This is a genomic window from Flavobacterium poyangense (assembly GCF_011751075.1).
GTDB lineage: Bacteria > Bacteroidota > Bacteroidia > Flavobacteriales > Flavobacteriaceae > Flavobacterium > Flavobacterium poyangense.
The window spans coordinates 284,258-302,049 of the sequence record NZ_JAALLN010000003.1; the positions used below are offsets into that span (position 1 = coordinate 284,258).

15 protein-coding genes are annotated in these 17,792 nt (G+C 34.4%); 9 read left to right on the forward strand and 6 right to left on the reverse strand.

The window, feature by feature from the left end:
* Positions 1–393: 393 nt before the first annotated feature.
* From G3A47_RS09250 to G3A47_RS09275, 6 genes are all read left to right on the forward strand, one after another.
* Positions 394–1,008 (forward strand): porin family protein, encoded by a 615-nt coding sequence (locus G3A47_RS09250; protein ID WP_166921875.1) that lies wholly within the window; start codon positions 394–396, stop codon positions 1,006–1,008.
* Between the two features lie 318 nt (positions 1,009–1,326).
* Positions 1,327–1,950, forward strand: coding sequence for a porin family protein (locus G3A47_RS09255; protein ID WP_166921876.1), 624 nt, complete (start codon positions 1,327–1,329; stop codon positions 1,948–1,950).
* Positions 1,951–2,064: 114 nt separating this feature from the next.
* Positions 2,065–2,688 (forward strand): porin family protein, encoded by a 624-nt coding sequence (locus tag G3A47_RS09260; protein ID WP_166921877.1) that lies wholly within the window; start codon positions 2,065–2,067, stop codon positions 2,686–2,688.
* A gap of 279 nt (positions 2,689–2,967) precedes the next feature.
* Positions 2,968–3,546, forward strand: coding sequence for a porin family protein (locus G3A47_RS09265; RefSeq protein ID WP_166921878.1), 579 nt, complete (start codon positions 2,968–2,970; stop codon positions 3,544–3,546).
* An 81-nt stretch (positions 3,547–3,627) separates the two neighbouring features.
* A complete protein-coding gene (gene xerD, locus G3A47_RS09270) occupies positions 3,628–4,524 on the forward strand; it encodes a site-specific tyrosine recombinase XerD (protein WP_166921938.1) in 897 nt (298 codons plus the stop codon).
* Between the two features lie 230 nt (positions 4,525–4,754).
* Positions 4,755–6,203, forward strand: a complete 1,449-nt coding sequence (locus G3A47_RS09275) for a sensor histidine kinase (RefSeq protein WP_243860405.1) — start codon at positions 4,755–4,757, stop codon at positions 6,201–6,203.
* A gap of 75 nt (positions 6,204–6,278) precedes the next feature.
* Here G3A47_RS09275 and rny read toward each other — a convergent pair whose 3' ends face one another.
* From rny to G3A47_RS09290, 3 genes are all read right to left on the reverse strand, one after another.
* Positions 6,279–7,841: a ribonuclease Y gene (rny, locus tag G3A47_RS09280; protein WP_166921880.1), complete on the reverse strand. Its 1,563-nt coding sequence runs from the start codon at positions 7,839–7,841 to the stop codon at positions 6,279–6,281.
* A 207-nt stretch (positions 7,842–8,048) separates the two neighbouring features.
* Positions 8,049–8,342, reverse strand: coding sequence for a cell division protein ZapA (locus tag G3A47_RS09285; protein ID WP_166921881.1), 294 nt, complete (start codon positions 8,340–8,342; stop codon positions 8,049–8,051).
* A gap of 5 nt (positions 8,343–8,347) precedes the next feature.
* Entirely contained in the window at positions 8,348–8,638 is a 291-nt protein-coding gene (locus G3A47_RS09290) for a hypothetical protein (protein ID WP_166921882.1), read from the reverse strand.
* A 179-nt stretch (positions 8,639–8,817) separates the two neighbouring features.
* Here G3A47_RS09290 and G3A47_RS09295 point away from each other — a divergent pair, with 179 nt between their 5' ends.
* From G3A47_RS09295 to G3A47_RS09305, 3 genes are all read left to right on the forward strand, one after another.
* Positions 8,818–10,515, forward strand: coding sequence for a M23 family metallopeptidase (locus tag G3A47_RS09295; RefSeq protein ID WP_166921883.1), 1,698 nt, complete (start codon positions 8,818–8,820; stop codon positions 10,513–10,515).
* A 10-nt stretch (positions 10,516–10,525) separates the two neighbouring features.
* Complete coding sequence (locus tag G3A47_RS09300) at positions 10,526–12,991, forward strand: TonB-dependent receptor (RefSeq protein ID WP_166921939.1); 2,466 nt, start codon at positions 10,526–10,528, stop codon at positions 12,989–12,991.
* Positions 12,992–13,160: 169 nt separating this feature from the next.
* Positions 13,161–13,883 (forward strand): hypothetical protein, encoded by a 723-nt coding sequence (locus G3A47_RS09305; RefSeq protein ID WP_166921884.1) that lies wholly within the window; start codon positions 13,161–13,163, stop codon positions 13,881–13,883.
* A 286-nt stretch (positions 13,884–14,169) separates the two neighbouring features.
* Here the strand turns inward: G3A47_RS09305 and G3A47_RS09310 are convergent, their stop codons facing one another.
* The 3 genes from G3A47_RS09310 to G3A47_RS09320 are packed head-to-tail and all read right to left on the reverse strand — an operon-like array spanning position 14,170 to position 17,791.
* Positions 14,170–14,871 carry a DUF2971 domain-containing protein gene (locus G3A47_RS09310; protein ID WP_166921885.1) on the reverse strand — a complete coding sequence of 234 codons (702 nt, stop codon included), beginning with the start codon at positions 14,869–14,871 and terminating at the stop codon, positions 14,170–14,172.
* A gap of 56 nt (positions 14,872–14,927) precedes the next feature.
* Positions 14,928–16,754, reverse strand: a complete 1,827-nt coding sequence (locus G3A47_RS09315) for an ABC transporter ATP-binding protein (RefSeq protein ID WP_166921886.1) — start codon at positions 16,752–16,754, stop codon at positions 14,928–14,930.
* The gene (locus tag G3A47_RS09320) at positions 16,751–17,791 is read right to left on the reverse strand and encodes a PDDEXK nuclease domain-containing protein (RefSeq protein ID WP_166921887.1); all 1,041 of its coding nucleotides are present in this window, start codon (positions 17,789–17,791) and stop codon (positions 16,751–16,753) included. Before G3A47_RS09320 ends, G3A47_RS09315 begins: the two co-directional genes overlap by 4 nt.
* Between the last annotated feature and the right edge of the window lies 1 nt (position 17,792).

Here is a 17,792-nt window from a genome sequence, read left to right on the forward strand (position 1 = left end):
GTTATGTTTTAGTTTAATTAATTAATAAAATTCGCATGTTTTTTTGGATTTTTCGATTTTTTTTGACTGTGAATTCTGTTCAATTATCTATTTATTAACGGTTTAGTTTTAATAAATTTTGTTTGTTTTTAGCACAAGCTATTTGCGCAATATTGTCTTTTTTGTAGTTTAATTCTTGTTTCTTACTCGCTATGTACTGTGTGAAACAGGGGTAAAAACTTACCAAATTTTATTTGTTGGAGTTTATGGCAATAATTGAGAAAGTGCTAATAATTGGCTTTTTTTAACATGACTTTTGTTACTATTAAAGCTTTATTTGTTAAAAAACAAATTATTTTTTAACAAGTATGCTTTTATATTTGCGCATTATAATTCAAAAAAACGTAAATTACAATGAAAAAAATGATGTTAACTGCTGTTGCAGTAATGGCTTTCGCATTCTCTAATGCACAAGAAGTTAAATTTGGTGTTAAAGGAGGTATCAACCTTCACACATTGACAGGAGATGTAGAAAATGAATCTCCAAAAGTAGGATTCCAGGTGGGTGGTTTTGCAGAAATTAAAATTTCTGATAAATTTTCTGTGCAACCGGAGATCTTGTTTTCAACTCAGGGAGCAAAGTTTGAAGAATCAAATAGTTTGGTAAGTACTAAAGATAACACTTGCTTAAGCTATTTAAATGTTCCGGTAATGGCAAAATTTTATGTTGTTGAGAAGTTTAGTTTAGAAGCTGGACCACAAATTGGATTTTTACTTGCTGCTAAATCAAAATATGAGACTAAATCTGAAGTATTTGGATCGGAATCAGGTGATGAAGATATCAAAAAGGATTTTGAATCAATTGACTTCGGAGTAAACTTTGGTGCTGGATACGATTTTACTGAAAACCTTTCTGTTGGACTACGTTACAACTTAGGTTTGTCTAACATTGCTAAAGTAGAAGCAGGAGACGAAAAGTTTAGTGTTAAGAACAGTGTTTTTGCTTTATCTGTAGGATACAAATTCTAATTTACAGTCTGACAAATAATAAAGACCTTCCTGATTCAGGGAGGTTTTTTTATGTTTTAAATGTTTTATTTAAGTTCAGCGTACAATTCTAAATAGATATTTTCAAAGGATAGAAAGCTTTTGATGTATTATTTGTACAGCATTGAATACAATGTGTATAAAGTTTGGTCATTTTGATTTTAAGGACTGTCTCAGAAATAAGGGAAGTGCTAAAAAGTATTTTTTAACACTATTAAGCTTATTTTATGATGTTAATTATCGTTTCTTTAACAAGTAATAATTTATATTTGTGATTTAAAATTCAAAAAGTAAATTGCAATGAAAAAAATGATGTTAACTGCCGTTGTAGTAATGACGTTCGCATTCTCTAATGCACAAGAAATTAAATTTGGTGTTAAAGGTGGTGCTAACCTTCACACAGTAACCGGAGATATAAAAAATGCATCTCCAAAAGTTGGATTCCAGGTGGGTGGTTTTGCAGAATTCAAAATTTCTGACAAATTTTCTATTCAGCCTGAGGTTTTGTATTCTACTCAAGGAGTTAAAATTAAGGAGTCAGAGCCAGAGCTTAATTACTCCTCTGAAGTAAAACTGAATTTAGCTTATTTGAATATTCCGGTTATGGCTAAATTTTATGTTGTTGAGAGATTTAGTCTTGAAGCAGGTCCACAAATTGGTTTTCTTTTAAGTGCCAGTGTTAAAGATAATTATAAAGAGAATGATAAGGTAGTAAGATTCTCCGGAAATGACAATGTTAAAAAATATATGGAGTCAATTGACTTTGGTGTAAATTTTGGTGCAGGGTATGATTTTACTGAAAACCTTTCTGTTGGGGCTCGTTACAACTTGGGTTTGTCTAAGCTTGATAAAACTGAAAAAGGAGAAGAAAAGATTAAACGTAATAATGGTGTTTTCTCATTATCTGTAGGATACAAATTCTAGGAAATATAGTTTAATAGTAAGAGCCTCCCTGATTCAGGGAGGTTTTTTTATGGTTTAAATTATTTTTTAAGAGAGATAATTTTATATTCGCGCTTTTAAATTTGAATAAATAAAATGAAAAAAATGATCCTGACTGCTGTTGCAGTAATGATTTTTGCATTCTCTAATGCACAAGAAACCAGATTTGGTATTAAAGGAGGGGGTAATCTTCACACTTTAACTGGAGATATGGTAAATAAAGATAATAAATTTTCAAAAATTGGATTCCAAGTGGGTGGTTTTGCGGAAATCAAAATTTCGGATAAATTTTCTGTTCAGCCAGAGGTTTTATTTTCGGTTCAAGGCGTAAAATTCAAAAGACCGAATAGTGTATTTAAGACTGAAGACAGATGGAAATTGAGTTATTTGAATATTCCTGTCATGGCAAAATTTTATATTGCTAAAAGATTAAGTTTAGAAGGCGGGCCACAAACTGGGTTTTTACTTGGTGCTAAAAATAAATATAAAGGTGTTTCGGGAACTATGGAAGGTTATAGGCCTATTTCAGGGAAGGAAGATATTAAGTATTTGTTTGATTCAATTGACTTTGGAGTGAATTTTGGAGCCGGATATGATTTTACAGATGACTTTTCTGTTGGATTTCGCTACAATCTGGGATTGGTCAACATTGCTAATGACAAATATGATTTTGAAACTATAAACAGTGTTTTGGCATTAAATGCAGCATACAAATTCTAACAGCTATTTTCAAAGAGTAGAAAAGCTTCCGCATTATGGAAGCTTTTTTATATAAAATAGTTTTGAAAGATTATAGTTGTTAAATCTTTTAACTCCATCTATTCTAAATTGCTTATTCATTTATTGAGATTAGTAAGAGTAATGTCTTTTAAATCAATACTGTTGAAGTGATTTTTGTTGGTTTTAGGGGAGTTTGGTTATTTGTATTTCAAGTTCTTTTATTAGGAATTTTAACATATGTTTTATACGTTTACGCTCTAAACTTTAACAAAATAAAAAATGAAAAAAATTGTTTTATCACTGGTTGCGATTTTGGCATTTGGATTTGTAAATGCACAGCAAACAAGATTTGGAGTAAAGGGAGGTCTTAATATCTCAACTGTAGTTGGAGGAGATGTGGAAGATACTAAGTCTTTGATAGGTTTCCATGTTGGGGGTTTTGCAGAAATTAAGGTTGTTGATAAATTTTTTATCCAACCGGAGCTTTTATTTTCAACTCAGGGAACTAAAGTTGATGGTCCTTTTGGAACAGACGCTGATATTAAATTAAATTATTTGAATATTCCCGTATTAGCAAAGTACTATATTGTAGATAAATTTAGTGTTGAAGCTGGTCCGCAAATTGGATTTTTATTATCGGCTAAGGCAGAAGGAGAAGATATTAAAGATTTTACAAGATCAGTTGATCTAGGGTTTAATTTAGGTGCAGGATACAATTTTACTGATAATTTTTCAGTAGGAATTCGTTATACTGTTGGTTTATCTCCTCTTACAGATAAAGATATAGACAATACAGACGATTATTACGACAGTGCTAAAAACAGTAATCTTGCTTTATCATTGGCGTATAAATTCTAAATTTAAATTTTTAGCTATAGCTTAAAACCTTCCGGATAACGGAAGGTTTTTTTATATCCAAAAATGTTTTACTTTGCAGCTATGAATTGGAATACCTACATAAAAGATTATCAATCGTATTTGCGAATCGAGAGAGGTTTGTCTAAAAATACGATTGAGAATTATGGTTTTGATATCGGGCGATTGTGTCTTTTTTTAGAGACCAACGGTATAGATGTATCTCCGTTGAAAATTACAGACGAAACGGTACAGCAATTTATTTATGAGGTGTCAAAAGAAGTGAATCCGAGGTCTCAGGCTCGTATTATTTCGGGCTTAAAGAGTTTTTTTAATTATCTGGTTTTTGAAGATTACAGAAAGGATAGTCCGTTAGAGTTAATTGAATCCCCAAAAACGGGACGAAAATTGCCGGATACCTTGTCGGTTGCTGAGATCGATTCTTTAATTGCAGCTATAGATCTGAGTTCAAAGGAAGGGGAAAGAAACCGTGCCATTTTAGAGACTCTGTACGGCTGTGGACTCCGGGTTTCGGAGTTGGTTTCGCTTAAAATTTCGGATTTGTATTTTGAGGAAGGCTTTGTTAAAATCCGTGGAAAAGGAAACAAAGAACGTTTTGTTCCGATTGGTAAGTTTACCGAAAAGTATATTCGCATCTATCAGAGCAGTATCAGAAATTCATTAAATATAAAAAAAGGTCACGAAGACACTTTGTTTTTAAACCGAAGAGGTAGTCAGCTTACCCGCTCGATGATTTTTGCTATTATAAAAGATCTGGCCGTGAAGGTTAGTTTGAATAAAAACATAAGTCCCCATACTTTGCGGCATTCGTTTGCTACGCACCTGCTCGAAAATGGAGCCGATTTAAGATCGATTCAGTTAATGCTTGGGCATGAGTCGATTACCACTACCGAAATTTACGTTCATTTAGACAGAAGTTTTCTTAAAGAAGTGATACATTCTTTTCATCCCAGAAAATAATTCCAAATAATATTTGTGATCAACTATCGTTTTTCTTTCTAAATTTTAATATATTGGATATATATTTTACACGAAAGAAGAATTTAAGGGTTATTTTCTTACTTTTATTAACTTAAATGCTGTTGTTAAGTGGTTCAAATTACATAAATAAGTAATATATGGTTTTTGATTTGTATGGGAATGAGGATTGCTTAGAGGTGAATAATTTTTATAAAAAGCTATTTGCTGAAATGCCGGATTTACTTTTTCAATTTATTATTGATCGCGATAATAAATATTCTTTTCCACTGGTAAGTAAGTCTGCTGATGATATTTTTGAACTTGCTGTCAGTGAGTTTACCAACGATATTATTTATGTTATTTACGACAGGATATTTCCTCAGGATAGAGAGTTGTTTTTTCAGTCTTTGGTAGCTGCCAGGAAAGAAATAAAGCCGTGGGAGATAGAATTCAGGGCCGTCTTACCCAAAAAAGGACTGCGTTGGTTTAAGGTTTCGTCTAAAACCGAATTGACTGTGGGTGGGGGCGTTACTTTCTTCGGACATGTTTCTGATATTACAGATCTGAAAGATAAGGAAGAGAGTCTTCGTATTTCTGAGGAGCGTTTTCAATTTGCTCTAGAGGCTTCAACTGCGGGTATTTGGGATTGGGATATGGTGACCAATAGGGTTTTTTATTCTTCGTTATCATTGAAAATTTTAGAGCTCGAATCGACCGATATTTTTGATGATCCGGAACGTTGGGATAAAATTGTGCATCCTGAGGATCTTCCGAAGTATTATTCGGATATCAGAGACCATTTTGAGAATAGGATTCCGTACTATGAAAATTACCATCGTGTCATGACATCCAGTGGTAATTATAAATGGATATTAGATAGGGGAAAGGTAATCAAACGGGATGAGAACGGTAAACCTTTACGTGTGATCGGAACGCATACAGATGTCTCTTCACAAAAAGAAAAAGAACTGGATTTGTTGAAAACAATGAAATTATACAGCGATCAGAACAGTCGATTGTTAAATTTCTCTCATATTGTTTCGCATAATTTAAACACACAGGCCGGGAATATAAAATCGATATTGGATTTTATAGATGAAGATGTCAGCAAACAAACTGTTGACGAAATGTTAGAGCATTTGCGAACCGTTTCTAATGATCTGAACGAAACTATTTCTAATCTGACCCAAATTGTAAAAACCCAAAGTAACATTAATATCATTGTGGTTCCTTTAAGATTAAGTGAATATATTGACAAAACCATTTTCACGATTAGAGGGCATGACAAACAAAAAAATGTTTCTATTGTAAATAATGTTCCTAAATATGTCAGCATCAATTTTAATCCCGCTTATCTTGAAAGTGTATTGCTGAACTTTACAACAAATGCTATAAAGTACGCACACCCCGATCGGGATCCTGTCATTATTTTTGATTTTGCAATTGAACCGGACGGCTTAAAATCACTTAAGATTACCGATAACGGTTTAGGGATTGATTTGAATGTTTATGGGGAGCTGTTGTTCGGAATGTATAAAACATTTCATAAAAATAGAGAAGCACGCGGAATTGGATTATACATTACCCGAAATCAAATTGAAGCCATGAAAGGGACTATTTCTGTAGAAAGTGAGGTAGGGGTAGGAACTAGTTTTAAAATTGTATTTAGTGATATATAAAAGCTGAATTTTGGACTATAAAACAACAAGAGCTGTCTTGAAAAAGACAGCTCTTGTTGTTTATGATAATTTAGATTACTTCGCAATATTAACTGCTCTTGTTTCTCTAATTACGGTTACTTTTACCTGACCCGGATAAGTCATTTCGGTTTGAATTTTTTGAGAAATCTCAAAAGATAAGTTTGCAGCGTTATCGTCTGAAACTTTTTCGCTTTCTACGATTACACGAAGTTCTCTACCGGCCTGAATGGCGTAAGCATTTTTAACACCGCTGAAGCCGTAGGCTACATCTTCAAGATCTTTCAAACGTTGGATATAAGAATCTAAAACCTGACGTCTTGCTCCCGGTCTTGCTCCCGAAATAGCATCACAAACCTGTACAATTGGTGATAACAATGATTTCATTTCGATCTCGTCGTGGTGCGCTCCAATTGCATTGCAAACCTCTTCTTTTTCACCATATTTTTCAGCCCATTGCATTCCTAATAAGGCGTGAGGTAAATCACTTTCTGTATCAGGCACTTTACCAATATCGTGAAGTAAACCGGCTCTTTTTGCCAGTTTTACATTTAGGCCTAATTCAGCTGCCATGATACCGCAAAGTTTAGAAACTTCTCTCGAGTGTTGCAGTAAGTTTTGTCCGTAAGAAGAACGGTATTTCATTCGACCTACCACTTTTATCAATTCAGGGTGTAATCCGTGAATTCCTAAGTCGATAACGGTACGTTTACCAACTTCAATAATTTCATCGTCAATTTGTTTAGCCGTTTTAGCAACAATTTCTTCGATTCTCGCCGGGTGAATACGTCCGTCTGTTACTAATTTATGTAATGACAAACGGGCAATTTCTCTACGTACAGGATCAAAACAAGAAAGTATAATTGCTTCCGGGGTATCGTCAACAATAATTTCTACTCCGGTTGCTGCTTCTAAAGCTCTAATGTTACGGCCTTCACGTCCGATAATTCTACCTTTTACATCATCAGATTCAATGTTAAATACAGAAACGCAGTTCTCAACTGCTTCTTCCGTTCCAACTCTTTGAATCGTGTTGATAATGATTTTTTTAGCCTCTTGCTGTGCAGTAAGTTTTGCTTCTTCAATAGTATCCTGAATATGCGACATTGCCTTGCTCTTAGCTTCGGCTTTCAAACCTTCTACTAATTGTTCTTTAGCTTCTTCTGCAGAAAGTCCTGATATTACCTCAAGCTGTTGTAATTGGCTTTTGTGTAATTTGTCAACTTCTGCTTGTTTTTTATCTAAAACTTCAATTTTGTTGTTGTACTCTTGTGTTTTAGCTTCAAAATCGTCATTTACTTTTTTAGCTTTAGAAAGCTCATTTGATACTTGTGATTCTTTGTCTCTAACTCTTTTTTCAACTTCAGCTACCTTTTTATCTCGGGCTAAGATTACTTGTTCGTGCTCTGATTTTAATTCGATAAAACGTTCTTTAGCTTGAAGAATTTTGTCTTTTTTAGTGTTTTCAGCTTCTAAATTGGCGTCTTTTAAGATTGAAGCAGCTTCTTTTTTAGCGTTTTTGATTAAATTAGAAATATTGCTTTTTTCGATAATTTTAGCGATTGCAAACCCTGCCGCAATTCCTATAATACCTGAAATAATGATCGTTATTATGTCCATGTTGTTAAAATTTATATATAAAAAAGCCTACATTAATTGCTTGAATAAACTCGTAAAGACAAGTTTTGAGCTAACTCACTGTTCAAGTTTCCTCGCAAAAAGCGTGGCATGCTATAGTAGTGATGATTCGCTCATTCTAAATTGTTAGTGTTGAGTTTACCAATAATGAACTAATGTAGGCAGTATCTTAGTTTCTGTAAAGAACGTTTAATTTTCGAGATATTGATCTAAAAGTAAATTTAATTTTTTAATTCTTTCGATGGTCTCGTGACCATCCACATTATAATCAATTTGTTTTTGTTCTACTTGTGAAGCAAATTGCAAAGCACACATGGCTAATACATCCTGCTTATCGCGAACAGCGTAACTTTCTTCGAATTGCTTTATCATAACATCAATTTTTTTAGAAGCACTTCTAAGTCCTTCTTCCTGATTAGGTTCTACCGTTAATGGGTAAACCCTATCTGCAATTGATATTTTAATTCTAAGCTTTTCGTCCATGTTTCCTAGTCTGATAGTTGTGCTATACAGTAATCAATTTCGCGAATTAATGAATTTATTTTAAGCTTTGTCTCTCTCTTGTTGTTGTCACTGCCCAGCAATGAATTGGCTATCTTAAGTGTCTCGTACTGCTTTCTCAAAGCCTCCATCTCTTCAGATTTTTTCTGAATAATTTGCGAAGCTTTGGCTAGTTCTAATCGTAATTCCTGATTGTTTTTCTCTAGTGCTTTTGATTTCTCAAAAAGCTTTTCGACTTTATATTCAAGAGTATCAATTATTTCGGCAATTACACTCATTATAAATCCTATTCATTACTTAATATTACAAAGTTAGTATTCCTTTTTATTAATGCAATTTTTTATCGATTTTTTTACATTAAAAATAGGCAATTAAATGAAATTCAATTCGTTGTATTTTTGTAGCTTTTTACTCGTTTTTAGTGTCATATTTCTTTATCTTAGCAAAAATGTTGGTTATGAGATTTTCGATACTTGTTCTGTTTTTGTCTAATTTTATTTGTGCTCAGACACAATATCCTAAAGATTATTTTCGTCCGCCTCTTGATATTCCGATGCAACTTTCGGGGAATTTCGGGGAGTTGCGACCGAATCATTTTCATGCGGGCTTCGATTTGAAAACCAATCAGAGAGAGGGATTAAATGTGTATGCCGTTGCAGACGGATATGTTTCGAGGATTAAAATTTCTACTTTTGGAAATGGAAAATGCATTTATATTACACATCCTAATGGCTATACTTCTGTTTATGGGCATTTGCAAACTACAGTCGGTCCGATTCAGGAATATGTGCAGAAAACGCATTATGCGGAACGTTCTTTTGAAATAGAAATGTTTCCAAAACCAAACGAATTGCCGGTTACAAAAGGGCAATTGATTGCACTTTCCGGAAATACAGGATCTTCAGAAGGGCCCCATCTGCATTTTGAAATTCGTGATTCTAAAACAGAATTTGTGATAAACCCAATGTTTTTTGGATTTGACAAAAATATAAAAGATACTAAAAAACCAACGATTTCAAGTTTGTTCGTTTACCCCGTAAGCGAAAATACAGTTGTCAATCTTTCTAAACAACCTTTATTGTTAAACCTTTCACTTCAGAAAGACGGAACCTATTTGGCAGGAAAAGTAAAAGCAAATGGTAAAATTGGCTTTGGGATTAATGCCGTTGATACCGATGATGTTTCTCATAATAAAAACGGAGTCTTTAATGTCTCTACTTTTTTAAACGGAAATCAAAACTACAATTATCAGTTTAATACCTATTCCTTTGATGAAATGCGTTACATAAATGCTTTGACTGATTATTCGAGGTATAAAAAAACAGGACAGCGTATTCAGAAACTTTTTATGAAGACGCCTTTTGCCTTGAGCATTATAAAAACAGACTCACTTCGTGGTATTATTCCTGTTGCGCCCAATTTAACATCGACTTACAGGATTGTAGTTTCTGATTATTACGGAAATCTAAATACTGTGACTGTTCCGATTGAATATGATACGGTGACAGCAGTTGTAAAGGAAGAGCCGGTAACGTCAAAGTATGCCGTTCGTTATAAAAAAGATGCTAATTTCGAAAAAGACAATATGTCGGTATTTTTTCCTGCGGGGACTTTTTATGATGATTTTAATCTGAATTTTGATGTAAAAAACAATCGTATTTATATTCATGAAGATGTTGTTCCGGTGCATTCCAATTTTACGGTTACCATAAAAGATGATACATATCCGGAAGAGTTACGGGATAAATTGTTTATCGCCAGATTTAGTGGGAATAGCAAGAGTTATAATGGGACCATACGAAAAAATGATGTTTTTACAACTAAATCAAAAATCTTAGGGCAGTTCGGGTTGGTTCTCGATACGATAGCGCCCGTAATTAAAATCGCAAAACCAATTCAGGACAAATGGATCAGTGATCAGAAAACAATTCAGTTTACGATAGGGGATAGTTTATCGGGAATTAAATCGTACAACGGTTATTTAAACGGGAACTGGATTTTGTTTGAATATGATAATAAAACAAGGAAAATAACGCATCGTTTTGAAGATGGGATGGTTGCAGAAGGTGCTAATGATTTAAAAATTGTAGTGGTGGATAATGTAGGTAATTCTACTACCTTTGAAACTCACTTTTTTAGAAGCCAACAAAAATAAAATCAGACATTTGAATCGTAGCAAGTTAATATTCGTCTTCTTTTTTTTGTGCATAGGTGCTGTTTCGCTTGCGCAAAATGCCCGTGTTAAAGGAATTATTTTAAATAATGAAAACCAGCCAGTTTCTAATGTGAATATTTCTTTTTTGGGAAATGTTTCGCAGACAGATTCAAAAGGTTTTTTTGAAGTTGTAGTTCCCTCGAATAAAAAAGTAGCATTGATTTTTACTCATGTTTCATTAAAAATGATGAGCCTCACGGTAAATTTAAAGTCCAATGAGGTTTTTGTCTTTAATCCTGTAATGAGTGCTTCTGAAGAACAAATGGGAGAGGTTTTTGTGTCTTCGAAAAATAAAAAGAGAGTACAGGGAATTACCGTCATAGATCCAGAGACAATTAAGAAGATTCCTGGAGCGAATGCCGGAATCGAGAATATTCTAAAGACTTTACCGGGAGTAAATTCAAACAACGAACTGAGTACACAATATGCTGTTCGTGGCGGGAATTATGATGAAAATCTGGTTTATGTAAACGAAATAGAAGTGTACCGTCCTTTTCTGATTCGTTCCGGGCAACAGGAGGGTCTGAGTTTTACCAATACCGATTTAGTTCAGAATGTTGATTTTTCTGCAGGAGGATTCCAGTCTAAATTTGGAGATAAATTATCCTCTGTTTTGGATATTACCTACAGAAAACCTACGGAGTTTGGAGCTTCATTAGAAGCAAGTTTGTTAGGAGGCAGCGTGTCGGTAGATGCGGTTTCTAAAAATAAAAAATGGTCAGCCGTAACTGGAGTACGATATCGAAATAATAGTTTGCTTGTAAACAGTCAGGATACGCAAACGAATTATACGCCCACTTTTGTCGATATTCAGACCAATGTAAATTATGATATTTCCGAAAAATGGCAAATGAGTTTTTTGGGAAATATTTCTCAGAACAAATATTTGTATCAGCCTTTAACACGTGAGACCAAATTTGGAACAATAGATCAGCCAATGGCGCTTGCGGTTTATTATGAAGGACAGGAGAAAGATCAATATGATACGTATTTTGGTGCGCTGAAAACCACTTATAAGGTGTCGCCAAGTTTTACTTTAAAATTTATTGGCTCTTTATTTCATACCACAGAAAAAGAACATTTTGATATTTTGGCCCAATATCGATTAGGAAATGTAAATCCTGATGGGACAACTAACCTCGATGATGTCGATTTTACACGTGGAATTGGTTCACAACTGAATCATGCCCGTAATGATCTCGATGCCTTAATAGCCAATGCAGAAATAAAAGGGTTTAAAGAATGGAGCGACGGTCAGTTAGAATTTGGCCTGAAGTATACCCGGGAATCCATTCGGGATCGAATAGCAGAGTGGGAAATGATTGATTCGGCAGGATTTTCTATCCGACCGCCAATTATTAATCTTCCAAAAAATAATCAGCCTTATGTGCCTTATGCAGGGCTGTTGTTGCCCTATCAGGATGTTCGCGCTACTAACTTTAATAGCATAAACCGATTTTCCGGTTATGCACAATGGAGCCAGAAGAAGACAATAGGTTCGAATCAGGTTTGGTACAATCTGGGGGCACGTTTTCAGAGTTGGATCGTTTTAGGAGCCTCTGAAGAAGGGAAAAATCAGATTGTTTTTAGTCCGAGAGGGCAGTTGGCTATAAAACCGGATTGGGATATGGATATGGTTTTCAGACTCTCCGGCGGATTGTACTACCAGCCTCCTTTTTATAGGGAACTTCGGAATTTAAATGGAGTTGTAAATCCAAATGTAAAAGCGCAGGAATCGATACATATTGTTTTGAGTAATGATTATAGCTTTAAAATGTGGGATCGTCCTTTTAAATGGGTGACTGAGTTGTATTATAAATCGCTTTCGGATGTAAATACCTATTCTATAGATAATGTTCGCATTCGTTATGTTGCGAATAACAATGCAAAAGCATACGCACAGGGTTTTGATTTTAGATTGAATGGAGAGTTTGTTCCCGGCACAGAATCCTGGATCAGTTTTGGATATTTGAAAACCGAAGAAAACTACGAAAATAAAGGGTATATCGCACGACCAACCGATCAACGATTGAAATTTGCTATGTTGTTTCAGGATTATATGCCTAATATTCCCAGCGTCAAAATGTATTTGAATTTAGTTTATAATACGGGTGTACCGGGAGGTTCTCCTGCATATTCGGACCCATATTTGTATCAGAACAGGCTTAATGATTATCGTAGAGCAGACATTGGTTTTGCAAAAGTTTTTGTAGACAGTAACACGAGAACGGCTAAAACAAGCTGGCTAAAAAACTTCAAAGAATTGTCGGTTGGTTTTGAAATCTTTAATCTTTTTAAAAATCAAAATGCGATAACCAATACTTGGGTTCGTGACGTATACTCTAAAACGGAATACGCAATTCCGAATTATATGACTTCGCGGGTTTTTAATATTAAGCTGAATGCGAGATTGTGATGAAGGAATATAAAAGCTGGAGCATAAATTTTTTTTAAGGACTGGATATTACTTTCGTTAGATTACTTCGGGATTGTATTTCTCAATATCTTTGCTTTAGTAAAATTCAATAAAAACAGATAATACAATCAAAAATACTATATTTGATATCCCATTATAATTAGCGTAAATGAAAAATTATTTAAAATATATAGCCTTAGCATTCATAGGAACAGTAGTAAGTTGTAAAGAGGATGTTAAAAAGCCAAAAGTAATTTATGATGCTGCTAATAAAGCAAGTGTTGTGGCTAAAGCAGATTCAACGCAAATAGAGGTTGCCGATTTGCCTATCCAAATGGAAGGGACAAACTATTTAATACACCCGGTTGGTGATTTGCGAGTGTTCGAAAAAGGTACAAAAGCACGTTACGGATCTTCAAGTGTCAATGACGTAAGCTTTACGATTTCTAATTTGGGTGAATTTGAAATCACAGGTTATTTGCAAAATCTTAAATTTCAAAAAACAGATTCAGACTCTATTCGTCCTTTGACAGATAAACCGGTTTTGATTTTAACAGCTACTTACTTAAAGACAGTTGCAGATAAAACACAAAATCAGGTTATGGTCTATACATTGGCCGATTCTGATACTAATAAAGACGGTAAAATAGATACAAGTGATATTAAAACTTTATACTTAAGTCATATTAGTGGCGAGGATTTTACCAAAATTTCAGAAGATTTTCAGGAATTGGTAGATTGGAATTTAATCGAATCAAAAAACCGCCTGTATTTCAGAACAATCGAAGACACCAATCAAAACGGTCAGTTTGATAAAAACGACGTTTTACACTATAGTTATATTGATTTAGCGTCTAAAAAATGGGAAGTTAAAAACTATAAGCCTATCTAAAAGGGGTGAGGTTGTAAGTTGGTTGTCCCTTTGTTATTTCAGTTGCAATGTTCCGACAAACCGTTGTCATTGTGAAGAATGAGGAATCACGCACGCAATTCGACAAAGGTTAGCAGTATGCAGCGAGGAGCTTCTAGTGTGACTCCTCCTTCGTCGGAGTGACAAGCTAAACGGTAATTCTGTTGTTTCGGGAGGATTTGACCCGAACGATAACGAAACAGATTAAGTAAATTACGTTACAAATCCCGTAAATTTTCAAGTCAGAATTCAATTCACGATAAAAAGATCAAATCAGTATATCGCTCTCTAAATCTGATTTCTCTATTTCAATTCCAAAACCTAAACGTTCTACCAATTCAATAACCAGTTTTTTATACCAGTTTTCTGATTTGGGATGAATGTATATTTTTTCAATTAACTGATTGATATCAACATTGATTTTTATTCCGTCATTTAGTTTTATACTGCTCTCAGAGGTATCTGTAATGATTCGTACTTCGCGCTCGTATTGAAAACTCTTTCGTTTGAATAAAAACGGAAAGAACGAATCATCAAAAGGAATGTATTCTTTTTTGTAATCGATATAATTTACTTTACCTATGTACTGATCGAAATTATTTTCGGGCTTTAATGCTTTTTGCAATCTTCCAATGGTAGATTGAATGGCTAATCCTTCGCTGTTCTGAGTGAAAATCTGCCACATGGCAAACGACTCATATTCGTTGATATGCCAACTGCTTATGGCTACTTTCTCGCGATGTGTTTTGTAATAATTTAAAAAGTCAGGATTGTCAATCGCCAGTTTTTTAATTTCTTCAAAAGTAGGCTCGCTGAAAGTACCTTCATATTGGTCCTCAAATTTATCCGAACGGGACATGAATAATTTCTTAGAAAGTAATATATCAAGAAATTTAGACAAGTCCAGATATTTCCAGACAACGGTGTCCGGATCTGCAGGCAGTTTTATGTTCGGATTATTGAGATACATTTGTCTAATTTAGAGATTCGTTTTTTGAGAAATCTAAAATCAGCAATCTAAAATTATCATTCAAAAGACTGCATTGTAACCAGTTTATTGTATGTTCCGTTATGTGTGATTAATTCTTCGTGCGTTCCTTGTTCAACGATTTTTCCTTTTTGCATCACCACAATCAGATCTGCTTTTTGAATCGTCGAAAGTCGGTGTGCAATTACAATCGAAGTTCTGTTTTGCATCATGTTTTCAAGCGCAATCTGAACAAATTTTTCGCTTTCCGTATCCAATGCAGAGGTAGCCTCGTCCAAAATCATAATCGGAGGGTTTTTTAATACCGCACGGGCAATAGATAAACGTTGTTTTTGTCCTCCCGAAAGTTTGTTTCCGCTATCTCCAATGTTGGTGTAAATTCCTAATGGCAGGTCTTTTACAAATTCATAGGCATTGGCAATTTTTAGTGCTTCGATAATCTCTTCGTCGGTTGCGTCTAATTTTCCTAACGAAATATTCGCTTTTATGGTATCGTTAAAAAGGATACTGTCCTGAGTAACCAATCCCATTAAGCTGCGAAGCGATTGCAGGTTCATGTCTTTGATGTTGATTCCGTCAATAGCAATTGTTCCGTCATTTACATCATAAAAACGGGTTAATAAATTGGCAATTGTACTTTTTCCACTTCCCGATTGACCTACCAGTGCAACGGTTTGTCCTTTTTTAACATTGAGAGAAAAGTCTTTCAGAACTGTTTCTTCTTCATATTTAAAGTTAATGTTTTTTATTTCAATAGCATCATCAAAAGATGCTTTTTTGATCGCATCCGGTTTCGAGGTAATTGTGTTTTCCTGATCCAGAATTTCTAAAACACGCTCTGCAGCTGCATTTCCTCTTTTTACGCCATAAGAAGCCTTAGAAATTGCTTTTGCAGGTGTCAGAATATTATAAGCCAATCCCATATAAGCGATGAAAGAAGCGCCATCCAGTGTTTTGTCAATCAAAACCATCTGACCTCCGTACCAAAGTAAAATGGCAATTACGGTAATTCCCATAAATTCACTGGCAGGAGAAGCTAAGTTCTGACGATTTCCAATAGTGTTTGACAGACTGAAAAAACGATCTGTTGAGTTTCTGAAAACAGAGTTAAAATAGTTTTCTGAATTGTATCCTTTTACCACTTTTAGTCCACCAATGGTTTCTTCAATGGTTGATAGAAAAGTTCCTTGTTCTTGTTGTGCTTTTGTAGATTGTTTTTTTAGTTGTTTTCCGATTAATGAAATGATATATCCTGAAACCGGAATGAAAATAAAAACAAATAAAGTCAGTTTGGCGCTAATAACTAACATGGCGCCTATTGTGAAAACGATTGTCAGAGGTTCTTTCACGATAAGTTCCAGAATAGCCAGAAAGGAGTTTTGAACCTCGTTTACGTCGGCGGAAATTCGGGAAATAACATCTCCTTTTCTTTTCTCGGAGTAAAAAGCCAAAGGCAACTCGAGCGTTTTTTTGTACATCGCATTTCGCATGTCTCTTAAAACACCATTTCTAAGAAAAGTGATAAAAAACATCGCTAAATAATCGACTAAGTTTTTTAGTAAAAATATCGAGATAATTACGGCAACCATTATAGATAGCGTATAACCAATATCATGTTTTTCGGTAGTAGTGGTGATATAATAGCTCAGGTATTTTTCCCCGTATTCTTTTATGTGTATCAGTCCTTCGTATTTAGGAATAACGGTGTTTCTTTTGGTCTGGTCAAATAATACCTGAATCATAGGAATTAAAGCCATAAAAGAAAGAGTGCTGAAAAGAGCGTACAAAACATTGAAAAAGATGTTTAAAACCGCATATTTTTTATATGGATATATAAAAGGAACTATTTTTTTGAAATTACTCATTTATTTTTGATGTTATTTTCTGCTATGGCGATGGCTCTTTCAAGCTTCTCCAGCAATAATTTTTTTTCAGGTAATTGGGTTAAGTATGCAGAGACTTTGATTTGTTCGTCATGGTCAAGCATTAGGTAATTAATTTGTTCAGGTGATTTTTCACTGCACAAAATTAATCCAATTGGTTTGTTTTCGCCTTCTTTTTGTTCATTTTTCTCTAACCAACGAAGATATAACTCCATTTGGCCTTTGTATGCGGCTTTAAATTTGCCTAATTTTAAGTCTATGGCAACCAAACGACGCAGACCACGGTGGTAAAAAAGCAGGTCAATATAGAAATCTTCGTCATCAATAGTTATTCTTTTTTGTCGGGAAAGAAAAGCAAATTCGCTGCCCATTTCGGTGATGAAGTTTTGTAATTGTGCCAGAATAGAGCTTTCTAAATCTTTTTCAGAATAACTGTCATGCAAGCCTAAGAAATCCAGAAAATAAGGATCCCGAAAAGTTAAATCGGGACTAATCTGCTTATTGTTTTTTAATAAGGCTAAGTCATTAATTATAGTTTCTTCGGGCTTTTTACTAATAGCTGTTCTTTCAAAAAGCATGCTGTCCATTCTCTCTTGAAGAGTTCTTACGCTCCATCTTTCATGAATGCTCATCTGAATGTAGAACTCACGTTTTATATGGTCTTCGATACTTAGTATGGAGTATAAGTGAGACCAGCTCAATTGTGCAGACACTGTCTGCACAATTGTAAGGTCTTTAAAAACAGTGTTTAGTTTTATAAAACTATGCAGGTTTCTTTTGCTGAATCCTACTCCGTATCTTTTGGATAATTCTAAGCTCAGGCCTTGAATTGTTTTCTTTCCGTAATCGGCACGATCGTTTTTTAAAATGTCATCATTGATAGATTTTCCGATCTTCCAGTAGAGTAAAGTTAATTCCTGATTGACTGTTTTGGCGACATAATGACGAGTTTGATCTATTAGCCCAATAATAGAGTCTAATAGTTTCGGATTGTCACTTATGTCAGACTGATCGCTCATG

Excerpts from the sequence above, each read along its gene's own strand:
- G3A47_RS09250 (WP_166921875.1), top strand. The coding sequence starts at position 394 with ATGAAAAAAATGATGTTAACTGCTGTTGCAGTAATGGCTTTCGCATTC.
- G3A47_RS09255 (WP_166921876.1), top strand. The coding sequence starts at position 1,327 with ATGAAAAAAATGATGTTAACTGCCGTTGTAGTAATGACGTTCGCATTC.
- G3A47_RS09260 (WP_166921877.1), top strand. The coding sequence starts at position 2,065 with ATGAAAAAAATGATCCTGACTGCTGTTGCAGTAATGATTTTTGCATTC.
- G3A47_RS09265 (WP_166921878.1), top strand. The coding sequence starts at position 2,968 with ATGAAAAAAATTGTTTTATCACTGGTTGCGATTTTGGCATTTGGATTT.
- xerD (WP_166921938.1), top strand. The coding sequence starts at position 3,628 with ATGAATTGGAATACCTACATAAAAGATTATCAATCGTATTTGCGAATC.
- G3A47_RS09275 (WP_243860405.1), top strand. The coding sequence starts at position 4,755 with ATGCCGGATTTACTTTTTCAATTTATTATTGATCGCGATAATAAATAT.
- rny (WP_166921880.1), bottom strand. The coding sequence starts at position 7,841 with ATGGACATAATAACGATCATTATTTCAGGTATTATAGGAATTGCGGCA.
- G3A47_RS09285 (WP_166921881.1), bottom strand. The coding sequence starts at position 8,342 with ATGGACGAAAAGCTTAGAATTAAAATATCAATTGCAGATAGGGTTTAC.
- G3A47_RS09290 (WP_166921882.1), bottom strand. The coding sequence starts at position 8,638 with ATGAGTGTAATTGCCGAAATAATTGATACTCTTGAATATAAAGTCGAA.
- G3A47_RS09295 (WP_166921883.1), top strand. The coding sequence starts at position 8,818 with ATGAGATTTTCGATACTTGTTCTGTTTTTGTCTAATTTTATTTGTGCT.
- G3A47_RS09305 (WP_166921884.1), top strand. The coding sequence starts at position 13,161 with ATGAAAAATTATTTAAAATATATAGCCTTAGCATTCATAGGAACAGTA.
- G3A47_RS09310 (WP_166921885.1), bottom strand. The coding sequence starts at position 14,871 with ATGTATCTCAATAATCCGAACATAAAACTGCCTGCAGATCCGGACACC.
- G3A47_RS09315 (WP_166921886.1), bottom strand. The coding sequence starts at position 16,754 with ATGAGTAATTTCAAAAAAATAGTTCCTTTTATATATCCATATAAAAAA.
- G3A47_RS09320 (WP_166921887.1), bottom strand. The coding sequence starts at position 17,791 with ATGAGCGATCAGTCTGACATAAGTGACAATCCGAAACTATTAGACTCT.